This is a genomic window from Sneathiella aquimaris (assembly GCF_026409565.1).
Classification (GTDB): domain Bacteria; phylum Pseudomonadota; class Alphaproteobacteria; order Sneathiellales; family Sneathiellaceae; genus Sneathiella; species Sneathiella aquimaris.
Genome location: NZ_CP112881.1, coordinates 3906906 through 3920583, shown reverse-complemented (window position 1 = coordinate 3920583; position 13678 = coordinate 3906906). Strand labels below are relative to the sequence as shown.

General features: G+C 52.1%; 9 protein-coding genes. 8 read left to right on the top strand and 1 reads right to left on the bottom strand.

Annotated elements, in window-relative coordinates; all coding sequences use genetic code 11:
- Positions 1–74 precede the first annotated feature (74 nt).
- The 8 genes from OIR97_RS18570 (at position 75) to OIR97_RS18535 (ending at position 12154) form a co-directional block, all read left to right on the top strand.
- Positions 75–2162 (top strand): PAS domain-containing sensor histidine kinase, encoded by a 2088-nt coding sequence (locus tag OIR97_RS18570; RefSeq protein WP_169543687.1) that lies wholly within the window; start codon positions 75–77, stop codon positions 2160–2162.
- Positions 2163–2169: 7 nt separating this feature from the next.
- Positions 2170–2643: a tRNA (adenosine(37)-N6)-threonylcarbamoyltransferase complex ATPase subunit type 1 TsaE gene (gene tsaE / locus OIR97_RS18565; protein WP_169543686.1), complete on the top strand. Its 474-nt coding sequence runs from the start codon at positions 2170–2172 to the stop codon at positions 2641–2643.
- Positions 2640–3611, top strand: a complete 972-nt coding sequence (locus tag OIR97_RS18560; protein ID WP_169543685.1) for an aminoglycoside phosphotransferase family protein — start codon at positions 2640–2642, stop codon at positions 3609–3611. The genes tsaE and OIR97_RS18560 overlap by 4 nt, the downstream gene beginning before the upstream one ends.
- Positions 3608–4336, top strand: a complete 729-nt coding sequence (locus OIR97_RS18555) for a nucleotidyltransferase family protein (protein ID WP_169543684.1) — start codon at positions 3608–3610, stop codon at positions 4334–4336. The genes OIR97_RS18560 and OIR97_RS18555 overlap by 4 nt, the downstream gene beginning before the upstream one ends.
- A complete protein-coding gene (gene addB, locus OIR97_RS18550) occupies positions 4333–7329 on the top strand; it encodes a double-strand break repair protein AddB (RefSeq protein ID WP_219821604.1) in 2997 nt (998 codons plus the stop codon). The genes OIR97_RS18555 and addB overlap by 4 nt, the downstream gene beginning before the upstream one ends.
- On the top strand, positions 7322–10738 hold the full coding sequence (gene addA / locus OIR97_RS18545; protein WP_169543683.1) for a double-strand break repair helicase AddA: 3417 nt from the start codon (positions 7322–7324) through the stop codon (positions 10736–10738). Before addB ends, addA begins: the two co-directional genes overlap by 8 nt.
- A 99-nt stretch (positions 10739–10837) precedes the next feature.
- Entirely contained in the window at positions 10838–11158 is a 321-nt protein-coding gene (gene trxA, locus OIR97_RS18540; protein WP_169544350.1) for a thioredoxin TrxA, read from the top strand.
- Between the two features lie 108 nt (positions 11159–11266).
- Entirely contained in the window at positions 11267–12154 is an 888-nt protein-coding gene (locus OIR97_RS18535) for an alpha/beta fold hydrolase (RefSeq protein WP_169543682.1), read from the top strand.
- Here the strand turns inward: OIR97_RS18535 and OIR97_RS18530 are convergent, their stop codons facing one another.
- Positions 12155–13648 (bottom strand): AMP nucleosidase, encoded by a 1494-nt coding sequence (locus OIR97_RS18530; RefSeq protein ID WP_169543681.1) that lies wholly within the window; start codon positions 13646–13648, stop codon positions 12155–12157.
- Positions 13649–13678 lie beyond the last annotated feature (30 nt).

Here is a 13678-nt window from a genome sequence, read left to right as displayed (position 1 = left end):
TGTGGGGCGGGCATCTATTGATCCCGTTTTTAAATATGCTGTTATGCGGGAGTGCATTTTTTTAATGCGGGACTATGGGAACTGATTTTTCGTCAACAGAACTGATCATGATCTGGTTGATCGTTTTGATCGCTCTTGCTTTGGCAATGGCGCTGTATGTGATGCGTCGCAAAGCCCTTTCCCTGCTCAGTCATTCTGACAAGCTCGTGGATCGCCTGCGGTTATTGGAAGATGAACTGGAAACGGTGCGCAAAACAGAAACCGATCAGCAACGGGAAATTTTGAGCCTGAAATCCAGTTTGATGGATACCCGTACGGAACGGGACGATTTCATTGACTTGCTGAACGCAGCACCTTTTGCGATCTGGCGGCGGGATCAGCAATCGCGCATCGTCTGGCACAATAAACAGTATGAAAAAATTGTCGGACCGCCCACAGCATTAGGGGATATGGCGGAACTGGCGTCTAGCCGAGAGCCTGACCAGGCCCGCAAAATGGCCGCAAAGGCGCGGGTTTCCCAGCAGGCGCAGACCGAAACACGCCGCTATGTGGTGGGCGGCGATCTCAGAAGTTTCCGCATCCATGAAATTCCGATGGAATTTGAAAACGAACTGGCCGGTTTTGCGCAGGATGTTAGCCGCGAAGAAGAAATTGTCGCGGAAATTAAAAACCATGTGGATGGGCAGGCCAATGTCCTTGAGAATATCACAACGGCCATCGCTATTTATGGACCGGATCAGCATCTAACTTTCTACAATCAGACTTACGCCAAATTGTGGAAACTGGATGATGCGTTCCTTCAGGAAAAACCAACCCTTCTGGAGGTGTTGGACAAACAGCGTGAAATGCGGCGCTTGCCTGAACAGGCCGATTTTTCAGCTTACCGGGCAAAGCGACGGGCGCTGTTTACCAACCTGATCAGTACGAAGGAAGAATTGTCTCAATTACCAGACGAGACAATGATCAGAACGGTTATTACGCCTCATTCATCGGGCGGACTGTTTTTCATGTTCGAAGATGTGACAGATAAAGTTGTGCTGGAGCGGGCGCGTAACACCCAGACGGCCGTTCAACGGGCGACACTGGATAATCTTCATGAGGGTGTTGCCGTTTTTGGCGCCGATGCGCGCCTTAAACTATTTAATTCCGGGTTTTGTGATATCTGGAACCTGCCCCCTGAATTTCTGGAAGAAGATGTTCATATCGGCAAAATGGTCGACAAGATTTTTTCCAATTGGAACCTGTCCGGCGAGGGTGACCTTCGGGAGCGGTATGTTGCCAATGTAACACGCCGTGATGCCTCTGCGGGCCGGCTTGAACAGCCGGACGGCCGGATCATCGATTTCAACCGCGTTCCACTGCCGGATGGGAATGTCCTGTTTACTTATATGGATATGACCGATGCCTTGCAGGTTCAGCGAGCCCTGACCGAGCGTAACGAGGCGCTGGAAGCAGGCGACAAAATGAAAACCGAATTTGTTGCAAGCGTTAGCCATGAATTACGCACACCGCTGAATACGATCATTGGATTTGCAGAAATACTGGTGAAGCAGTTCTTTGGCCCGTTGAACGAAAAACAGGACGAATACGGCCATGGTATTCTGGATAGTTCCAACCATCTGCTGCATCTGATTAACGATATTCTGGATATGGCCAATATTCAGGCCGGTAAAATCGAGCTGGATCTGGAGCCGGTGGATGTACATGCGCTTTTGGCCAATGTGGTGACCATGGTGCATGATCGCGCCCGGAAACGGCGGATCACAATCGAACTGGAAGTCGATACGGAACTGGGTTGGGCCAATCTGGATGAACGCCGGATAAAGCAGGTTATTTTTAATCTGTTCAGCAATTCGATCAAATTCACCGAACCGGGCGGACAAATCACCCTGAAGGCTGGCAAATCACCAGAGGGGTTATCCTTTCAGATCATTGATACCGGTATCGGTATCCCCGAGGACATGCAGGATCGTATTTTTGAACGATTTTCCAAGGGTGATACAACCCGTGAAAATGCGGGTGCCGGACTGGGGTTATCCTTGGTAAAAAGCTTTGTTGAAATGCATGGCGGGACGGTATCGCTTGAATCCGTTGAATTTGAAGGCACGACCATTACCTGCACCCTTCCTGACAGTTTAAGAATTGAAGCAGGCGCAGCCTGAAAACACCATGACAGACTTTCTAGAATGCGTTGTCCAAAATGAGCAGGAAACCGCTCAGTTGGCGGCGAAATTGAGCCCTTTGCTCCGACCATCCGACATTCTGTCCTTAAGCGGAACTTTGGGGGCGGGGAAAACAGCGTTTGCCCGAGCCTTGATTCGCGCGTTGATCGGACAGGAAATTGAAGTGCCCAGCCCGACTTTTAATCTGTTGTTGCTCTATGACACACCTGCAGGCACGGTTTATCATTACGACTTTTACCGCCTTGAAGACCCGGAAGAAGTTTGGGAACTGGACATTGAGCAAGCTTATGAAGACGGCATCACCGTGATGGAATGGGCTGAAAAACTCGAAGATCTGGCCCCGGATGACGTTCTGACAGTCGAAATAACCATCCCGTCTGATGCGGCAGAGGACACGCGTGTGTTTCGGTTCTCGGGCTCTAAAAACTGGATAGAAAGATTGGAAACCCTTTCCTTATGACACTCGTATCGGAAGACCGTATCATTGCTTTTATTGAAGAAGCTGGTTGGAAAAATGCTTGGCGGCATGCGCTGGCCGGGGATGCGTCAAGCCGCCGGTATGAGCGCCTGACCCAAAAGGATAAAACAGCGATTCTGATGGTTGATCCGTCAATTGAAACGATGGACCGTTTTGTTCAGGTGACCGGTTTGTTGCATAAAATGGGGTATAGTGCCCCGGAAATCCTGACACACCAGAATGACGAAGGTCTTTTGTTGCTGGAGGATTTCGGGGACCGGCTTTTTACACAATGCATTGAACAGGGCGCTTCGGCAACCGATCTGTATCGGCTGGCTGTTGATCTTCTGCTGGACTTGCGCACGCAGAAACTCCCTGAAAATCTGCCTTACTTTTCGCCCAGTTATGTTCTTAATCAAAACGCCCTGTTTCTGGACTGGTTTGTATCGGATGTAAATGGACGGCCGGTGCCTGAGAATGCACGCCTGTTCTATCAGCAGATCTGGCAGGAATTGATGGTAGAGCTAGGAAGCATGGAAGAGGTCTTTCTGTTTCGGGACTTTCATGCAGAAAATTTGATGCATCTGGACCAGCGTTCAGGGCTGAAGGCCTTGGGCCTGATTGATTATCAGGATGCCATGATCGGTCCGGCGGCCTATGATCTGGTGTCTTTGTTGCAGGATGCCCGCCGGGATGTCGGGGCCGGGCTAGAGCAGGAAATGCTTACCCACTATATTGAACAAAGCGGTGTCGACCATAACGTCTTTTATCGCCAGTATGCGATTTTTGGGGCGCATCGTGCACTTAGAATCCTTGGAATTTTTACACGTTTGTCCAAACGGGACGGTAAAGACCGGTATCAGAAATTTGTACCGCGGGTGAAAAACCACCTAAGCCGTAATCTGGCGCATCCGGATTTGCTTCCCTTGCAACATTGGTTGGCCCTGACGCTTGGAAAGGCACTTGAATGACCGATATGAACGAGGCAAAGGTGGATTGCGCGATGGTACTTGCCGCAGGGCTGGGGACCCGGTTGCGCCCGCTTACCGACACGACACCAAAACCGCTTGTGTCTGTGGGGGGACAGCGGCTCATTGATTATAGTTTCGATTTGATCCGCGGGGCACAAATTCAGAAGGTTGTTGTGAATTGTCATCATCTCGCTGATCAGATCCGTGCTTATGTGGGCACTATTAAAGATTTGAATATCACCCTGTCCGATGAAACGGATGCGCTTTTGGAAACCGGCGGCGGTGTTCTGAAGGCGCTGCCTCTGCTTGGAGGCAAGCCTTTTGCGGTTTTGAATTCTGATGTGATTGTTCGCGATGGCGCGCACCGGTCGCTGGAAAAGCTTATTCGCTTCTGGGATCCGGACAGGATGGATATCGCCTTGTTGATGCAAACGACAATATCGGCTGTCGGGGGACATGATCATGGCGACTATCATATGGATAGTGGGGGAAAGTTGACCCGCCGGGATGAACGGGTCGTGGCGCCTTTTTTGTTCACCGGGGTGCAAATTATAAAACCGCATCTGTTCGATGGGATGAAAGAAGAAGCCTTTTCGCTCAATCGCCTTTATGATCAGGCGGAGAAAAAAGGTCGGTTATACGGCCTGGTCCACGAGGGGCAATGGCTTCACGTGGGAACGGAGGTTGCCATTAAAAAGGCAGAGCAGAAAATACAGGGACAGTGACAGAAACATCGATCTCAACTGATGCATTAGGGCCCAATGTGTCCGCGATACCGCCCGAAATACCGTTTGTGGATTGCCTTGCCCGGGACTTACTGGCACGCCATGGCGGTTCGCTGGAGGAATTGGGACAGGTGACGATCCTGACGACAACCCGGCGGGCCGCCCGGGCTCTGCAAAATGCGTTTTTGAGAGAAACGGGCGGCAGTCCCTTATTGTTGCCCAGAATGCGTCCGTTGGGCGATGTGGATGAAGATGAACTGTTGCTGGATGGGGCGGCAGGGGTTGATCCATTGGGCGACGGTGCCGCATCACTGGATATACCGCCAGCAATCGATCCCATGCGCCGTCAACTGCTTCTCGCACGCATGATTGAACGCCGTCAGGGCGATAAGATGGATTTTGCCCAATGTGCAGCGCTGGCGAAAGAGCTGGCGCGATTGCTGGATCAAATTCAAACGGAAGGGCTGGACTTTAAGGATTTGAAGGCACTGGTCCCGGAAGATTACGCGGAACACTGGCAGATTACGCTGGAATTCCTGACATTGATCAGTGATTTATGGCCCGACATTCTGGCTGCCGAAGAAAGCATTGATCCAGCAAGACGCCGCGATCTGCTGATCCGTACACAAACAGAAGAATGGCGTCAAACCCCGCCCAAAGGCCTGATCTATGCAGTAGGTTCAACCGGGTCCATCCCAGCAACGGCAGAATTACTGACGTTGATCGCGTCCCTGCCGAACGGCCGGGTCATTTTGCCCGGACTGGATCGCCATTTGGATGAAAAAAGCTGGGAGCTTGTTCGCCAGGAGCCAGGTCATCCGCAGTTTGGATTGGCTGTGTTGCTGGATCGGATGGGACTGAAGCGCAGGGATGTGCCGGATTTGACGGACCCAGCTATTCAAAGCTGTATTGTGGGTCGACCGGCCTTGTTATCTGATGCGTTAAGACCCGCTGAAACAACCGATCTTTGGCAACTCTCCAAGGCCCCGGTTGCCGGGGCGCTGGAAAATGTCCGTCTGATAAATTGTCCGGGCCCGCAGGCCGAAGCGCAGGCCATTGCACTTGCCATGCGGCAGACCCTTGAAGAGCCTACTAAAACAGCGGTTCTGATAACGCCCGACCGGGATTTGTCCCGCCGGGTGAGTACGGAACTGAAACGTTGGGACATTGATGTAGACGATAGTGCCGGCAGCAGTCTGGATCAATCACCACCGGGCGTATTTTTACGGCTGACGGCCCGCATGATGGCTGAAAAATGCGCGCCAATTGCCTTTCTGGCGGCGCTAAAACATCCTTATGCCTCCATGGGGCTGCCTGCGGATAAATTCCGTCGTTATATTCGCATGCTTGAATTGAACGTGTTGCGCGGGCCTCGCCCTGCACCCGGATTATCGGGGATTCGCGACATTATCAGGACATCGGATTTTCCAGAGGAATTTCTAGACTGGTTCAGTGATTTTGAAACATTAGCCCGCCCGTTTGAAACGCTATCTGGTCAAAAAGAAGTTCCCTTCATCGATTTGTTCAAGGCGCATGTTCATTTTGCCGAACAACTGGCAAAAGACGCCCAATCGGAAGCCTCCGGTCTGTGGCGCGGTCATTTTGGTGAGGCGGCAGCCGGTTTTGTGGCAGAGCTTTTGCGATCTGCCGATGCGATGGAGACGATAACCCCCGGAACCTGGCCTGATTTGCTGGATAATCTGATGTCAGGTCATATGGTGCGGGCCCGGTATGGCTTGCATCCCCGATTGCAGATTTGGGGACCGATCGAGGGACGGCTGCAACGGGCGGATCTGGTGATCCTTGGCGGTATGAATGACGGTATCTGGCCGCCGGATCCGGGAAGTGATCCCTGGATGAGCCGCCCTATGCGGCAGGACTTCCAGTTGCCGTCTCCGGAGAAGAAAATCGGTTTGTCAGCGCATGACTTTCAGCAGGCCTTCTGTTCGAAAGAAGTGATTTTAACACGCTCTGAAAAAGTCGATGGCACACCCATGGTGCCCAGCCGCTGGTTACTGCGCTTGCAGACATTGCTCAAGAAGTTTGATCAAAGCCTGGTGACCCAAGGGTCTGATCAGATCCTCGGCTGGCAGATGGCGCTGGATCGGCCGGATCGATATGCACCTGTCTCTGCCCCCCGTCCAACACCGCCCGTGTCCTCCCGGCCACGAAGGCTTTCTGTGACGCGCATTGAAAAATGGCTGAAAGATCCTTATTCAATCTTTGCGGATGCGATTTTGAAGCTCAAACCACTGGAGGGCATTGCCGAAGACCCCGGCGCGGCCGACAGGGGCAACTTTATTCACAAAGCGCTGGAAGAGTTTGTCAAAAAATATCCGGATACCTTACCGCTCAATGCGGAAGAGGAACTTTTGCAGATGGGCCGAGACGCCTTTGGGCAGATGCTTTCCTATCCGGCTGTCTGGGCGTTTTGGTGGCCCCGCTATGAACGGATTGCCGCATGGTTTGTGTCATTTGAACGCACCCGGCGGGATAATTACAAGACAGTGCTGCTTGAGAAAAAAGGAATGTTGGACATCACCGCACCGGGTGGCACATTTGTTTTGTCTGGCACAGCCGACAGAATGGATCGCCACAAGGATGGCGGTATTGCCATCATCGACTATAAAACAGGAAGCCCGCCTTCAACGAAAGAAGTGGAAAGCGGTTTGGCGCCCCAATTGTCGCTTGAGGCCGCGATGGTTGAAAAAGGGGCGTTTGGCCGGGATGTGTCTCACAGTGTCATTGAGCTTCTTTACATAAAACTGAGCGGCGGCAATCCGGCGGGGGACGTGCGCCCGGCGGGCAAGGATTTGAGCGTTGAGACCCTTGCTGAAGAGGCATTTATGGGGTTACAGCGCTTGATTGCCCAGTTTGATAAAGAAGCAACGCCATATCTGACGAAACCAAGACCGGCCTTTGTCGACAGGTTTAACGAGTATGAACACCTGGCCCGCGTTAAAGAATGGTCAGGCGGGGGACAAGATGAATAAACCCTTATCCCCCCTTGCGGAAAAGGGGATCGCACTTCAGAAACGGGCGGCGGATCCGCGCCGGTCTGTCTGGGTATCGGCCTCAGCCGGATCAGGAAAAACACGGGTTCTTGTGGATCGGACCTTGCGGTTGATGCTAAGCGGCACCCGTCCGGAAAAAATTCTGTGTATTACCTTTACAAAGGCAGCGGCGGCAGAAATGTCGAACCGTTTGAACGGCCTGTTGGGAGACTGGTCGGTTCAGCCTGATCAGGTTTTGTATAAAAGCCTTACGGAGTTGATGGACCGCGCGCCCAGTGATGATGAAATGAAACGGGCCCGGCGGTTGTTTGCCAATGTGCTGGATGCGCCGGGTGGATTGAAAATTCAGACAATCCATTCCTTCTGCGAGTCTGTTTTGGGCCGGTTCCCGCTGGAATCGGGGATTGCGCCCAACTTTGATGTTATGGATGAACGGACCGCCGCAGAGATTATGGAAGCTGCGCGGGACCATTTGCTTGAAAATAGTCGGGCGGCAGATCAAACCCGGCTTGCGGAGGCGCTTTCTGTCGTCAGCCGACAGGTGAACGAGCAGGATTTTTCCAGTTTGATGCGGGACTTAAGCGCCAAAAGAGGGCGTTTGAAGCGGTACATAAAAGCGCAAGGGGGGCTTGAGGCGGCGCTGAAGGCGCTGGCCAATCTATTGCAGATTGATCCGGGCCTGACGGAGCGGGATATTGTTGAGCAGGCTTGCACAGAAACCGCATTTGATGGACCGGCGCTTCGTCAGGGGGTTGAACTTTTCCTCAATGGCAGCAAAACGGAAACCAGCAATGCCGCCAAAATGGAGCCTTGGCTGAGGTTAGCGGATAAGCGGGTTGAATTATTCGATAACTATTGTTTGGCCTATCTGACAAAAACGAGCGACATTAAAGCAGATCGTAATCTGGTCACAAAAGCCAGCTTGAAGAAAAATCCAGACCTGCTTGACATCATGCAGCGCGAAGCGAAAAGGTTGATCGAAGTTCGCGAGAGGCGAAACCGGGTTAAGGTGTATGCAAACACGGCGGCGTTGATGCGGCTTGGCAGTCAGTTGATTGACGAATATGACCGCGAAAAAACATGGCGGGGCAAGCTGGACTATGATGACCTGATTTTAACCACCCGTGATTTGCTGACGGCAGAAGACGTTGCTCCGTGGGTGATGTTCAAACTGGATGGTGGGATTGACCATATTCTGGTGGATGAGGCACAGGATACCAGCCCCGAACAATGGGATGTCATCGGCGCACTGGCGGAAGAGTTCTTTGGTGGGGACGCGGCCCGTGATCATCACCGGACACTGTTTGTTGTCGGGGATGAGAAACAATCGATTTATTCGTTTCAGGGTGCTGACCCGGCCGCGTTTGATCAAATGCGTCAGTCGTTTGAGAAAAAAGCCCGGGGCGCTGAAAAAGAATGGGAGCTGGTCCCCCTTGATCTTTCGTTTCGTTCAACGGAAGCGGTTCTGTCTCTGGTCGATGACATTTTTGAGAAAGGACATGCACGGGAGGGGCTGACGGCAGATCTTTCGGAAATACAGCATTTTGTCTTTCGAGAGGGTCAAAAAGGATTTACGGAAATCTGGCCAACGGTAAAGCCACCGGATCAGGAACAGGTTGATCCATGGGAAATTCCGCAGGATCAGGGACTAAGCACCGATCCCGCAGCGGAACTTGCCAACCGTATTGCCGAACAGATCAAGACATGGCTTCAGTCTGGTGAACGGCTGATGTCAACGGGACAGCGTATTCGGCCAAAAGACGTTATGATCCTTGTCCAAAGCCGGAATGTTTTCTTTGAAAATATGGTCCGGGCATTAAAGAAAGCGGATATCCCTGTCGCTGGCGCGGATCGGATGGTTCTGACGGAGCAACTGGCCGTGATGGATTTGATGGCGCTGGCGCGTTTTGTGTTGATGCCAGACGATGATTTGAACCTGGCGGTTATTTTGAAAGGCCCGTTTGTTGGCTGTGACGACAATCAGCTTTATCAACTGGCATATAACCGGCGCACCAGCTTGTGGCAGGCTCTGCGGACAAATACCCCCGCCTTGCCGGTTTTTACCGACGCTGTCGCCTTTTTGCGACGCCTGCTGGCCCGGGCGGATTTCGTTCCGGTATATGAATTTTTCGCCCATATTCTGGGCCGTGAAAACGGGCGTCGCAAATTACTGACCCGTTTGGGCGCAGAAGCCGCAGATCCGATCGATGAATTTTTGTCGCTGGCCCTTGGATATCAACGCACAGAAGCCACGTCCCTGCAGGCTTTCCTGCATTGGGTCGAAGCAGGCGGGGCCATTGTCAAAAGGGATATGGAGCAGGTTCGCGACGAAGTGCGGGTTTTGACAGTGCATGGCTCCAAGGGATTGCAGGCCCCGATTGTCTTTCTGCCCGACACTTGTCAGTCCAGCCGGGCTTCTGGTGTAACCAGTGTCTTCTGGTCTGATGATGATGTTCCTGCGCCTTTATGGCCCGCCCGAACAGAGAATGACGAAAGCTGTTCAGCCGTGGCACGGGCCGACGAGAAAAAACGCAAAAATGAAGAGAAAAAACGTCTTTTGTATGTAGCGCTAACCCGTGCAGAAGACAGACTTTATATTTGCGGCTGGGAGGGAAAAAATGGTCGGACGTCCGATTGCTGGTATAATTTGATCGATACTGCTTTTGGGATGGATTTTTCGGAAAAAACTGAAGAAGTGCAGCTCGCTTGCGGCGATGTCGCCCGGCGCCGAAGTTCAGGAAGTCTGCCCGTGAGTGAGCCTGAAACGGAGCAGGTTTCGGATGTTACACCGCTTGCCTTGCCTAAATGGGCAACAGAAAATCCCGAGATGGAGCCCTTTCCTCCGCAACCCCTGACGCCTTCAAGGGAAGAGGAAGAGCCCGCGGTTCGTTCGCCGCTTGGACAGGATGAGGGGCGCCGTTTTCATCGGGGTATTCTGATCCACCGTTTGTTGGAAAGCCTGCCAGCGGTGCCAATGAATGCCCGTGAGAAAACCGCGCGGGCGTGGCTGGCCCGACCCTCTCATGCCTTGTCAGACGCACAGCAGCAGCAAATTCTGCAAGAGACCCTGACCGTCTTGAACCATCCGGATTTTGCCGAGATTTTTGGCCCCGGCAGTTTGGCTGAGGTGCCGCTTACCGGTTTGTTTGGTGATCAGGTGATGTCAGGGCAGATTGACAGGTTGCTGATCAAGGAAGATGAAATTCAGATTATCGATTACAAAACCAACCGGCCGTCACCAACCGATCTGGAGAAGGTGCCTGCGGTTTATTTGCGGCAGATGAAAATTTATCAGGATGCCCTGAAAAAAATGTATCCTGAAAAACGTATTAAATGTGGGCTGTTATGGACAGATGGTCCGCATTTGATGGTTGTTTCTGACGGGTGATGTATGCCTGATCACTTGACGGGCTATCTGTATTTACGTCATTATCTGTTAACAAACGGGCGATTTTCGCCTTAATTTTTTGCCTGAAATGAGGACATGATGGCCACAACAAATGTAACAGATGCTTCTTTCGACCAGGACGTTTTAAAAAACGAAGGCCTGGTTCTGGTGGATTTCTGGGCTGAATGGTGCGGTCCGTGTAAAACCATCGCGCCTTCTTTGGAAGAGCTTTCAAACGAAATGGCTGGGAATATCACCATTGCCAAAATCAACATTGATGAGAACCCAAACACCCCGACAAAATACGGTGTTCGCGGTATTCCAACAATGATCCTGTTTAAAGATGGTGAAGTTGCCGGTACGAAAGTAGGGGCTTCTCCAAAAGGGCAGATCGAAGAATGGATCAAATCAACTGCGTAAAGCGGATTTGAGAACACATGGGAACGGGCCTTTCAAGGCCCGTTTTTTTTGCGCTATTATCCCGATGTGACCGGGTCGGGTTGGCATGGAGCAAAGAGAGGCGGGGGAATGGTACAGATTGATACCGGAAGGGTGACGCTCGAAGTCGAGAGGTTCGGACGGCAGGAAGATCCTGCACTCGTTCTGATCGCGGGTCTTGGCTTTCAACTGATTGACTGGCCAGAAGCCTTTTGCAGAAAGCTTGCCGACAGTGGGTTTCAGGTGCTGCGTTTTGATAATCGGGACGTGGGATTGTCGGAAAAATTTGAGGCTAAAGGCGTTCCTGATCTTGAAAAAGCGGTTGCCGCCAAGGCGGGAGGCCTTGCACCGGAGCTTCCCTATGGGTTATCCGACATGGCAGAGGATGTTATTGCACTCCTGGATCAGCTTGGCCTTGAAAAGGCGCATATGGTGGGCATGTCCATGGGCGGCATGATTGTGCAGCTGCTTGGGGCGCATTTTTCTGAAAGATGTTCAAGCCTGACGTCGATTATGTCCTCCAGTGGTGAGCCCAGTGTGTCTGTGCCACACCCGGAGGCAATGGCGGTGCTGACGCAGGCGCCGGCAAGCCAGAAAAAATCCGACATTGTAGAATTTGGCCTGATGGTGAACGATACGATCGGAAGCCCGGGATTTCGGTGGGACCGACCCGCCCTGAAGGCTCATATTGAAGCCTGTTTTGAGCGCGGATATTGCCCCTCCGGATATTTAAGGCAGATGGGCGCTGTGTTTTCTGCCGGGTCACGCCGGGAGTTGTTAAAAACCATCGCGCTCAAAACGCTGGTTATTCACGGAAAAGATGATCGTCTGGTCCCACCCAGTGCGGGTCGGGATACAGCCGATCATATTCCCGGGGCCCGCTTTGAGCTGGTGGAGGGGATGGGGCATGATTTATCCCCACCCCTATGTGATCATCTGGCGGCTTTAATCCGTCCGCATGTGATGTCAGCTGGATAGTTACCGAAACGCCGGTTCGTCAAAGCTGCGCAATTTGCGGGAATGAAGACTTTCGACGCCCTCATTACGCAAACTGCGAAGCGTATCAATGCCGATCCGCAAATGTTTTGCGGTTCTGTCCTGATAGAACTTGTTGGCCATGCCGGGTAGTTTGATCTCGCCGTGCAGCGGTTTATCAGAAACGCACAATAAGGTGCCGTAAGGCACTCGGAAGCGAAAGCCGTTGGCGGCAATGGTTGCGGATTCCATATCAATTGCAATTGCCTTGGTTTGATTAAACCGCATGGCTAGTTCTTTGTGGCGAAGCTCCCAATCCCGGTCGTCCGTGGTATAGACGGTGCCGGTCCTGAAATGCTCTTTCAGGTTGGCGAAATCCTCTGGCGTTCCGGAGGCTTTGGCCACAGCTTCGGTGAGTGCTACCTGAATTTCTGCAATGGCTGGTAATGGAACGGAGGGATGAATATCTTCATCCAGTACGTGGTCTTCGCGCACATAGGCATGGGCCAGAACATAATCACCCAATCGCTGTGTCCGGCGCAATCCGCCGCAGTGGCCGACCATCAACCAGCAATGAGGTCGCAAGACAGCGATATGATCCGTGATGGTTTTGGCATTTGATGGGCCAACCCCAATATTGACCAAAGTAATTCCTTCATGTTTGTTTCGAACCAGGTGATAGGCAGGCATTTGCGGTAAATGGGTCGGGGCAACGCCTTGCGGGCTTTCAATCTCGGTGCCGGGTTTGTTTACAATCACATTGCCCGGCGATACAAAGGCGCGAAATTCATCGCCATTTTCCACCTGATCCAGACCATATTCAATAAACTCGTCGACATAGCGCTGATAGTTTGTGAACAGGATAAACCGCTGAAAATGGCGGGGGGCCGTCCCTGTGTAATGGGACAGGCGCAACAATGAATAATCCACCCGCTCTGCCGGAAAAAGCGACAGCGGATGCGGCTCTCCTGCGGCAAGGGCATGGGTCCCATTTGCAATGTTATCGTGAATATTGGCCAGATCTGGCATGGGAAAGATCGATTGCAACTGGTGAACATCGTCGCCGGTCACATTGGCGGAGGCTTTTTCGATTACAAAGGGTAATGGCATGGGGCGATCGCTTAAGCCCACCAAAACCGGTTGCTGATGATTGTTGATAATCAGGTCGATCTGTTCGTGATAATAGCTGCGAAACAGGTCAGGGTGGGTAAGTGTGGTTCCAAACGAGCCTGCAGCATGGAGGTTTCCGTAGGCCAGTTTACCGCTTAAATTGATGTCACTTGGGCCGATATCCAGTCCCAGATAGGGGTAAAAACCGGTATCCAGAGGGCTTGTTTTGTCGCCTTTTGAAAAGGCTTCGAACCGTTTTTTTACTTTTTCAGTGTTTTCCAGATAAATCGCTTCGATAGCGTCTACGGCCTTATCGGCATCTGTGAATTCCTGTAAGTCACGCGCTGTACCGTGACCGGTTATTGTCTTGGATAGAAATCCACTCATTCTCATCTTTCCTTTCCGACAGTGATCCCT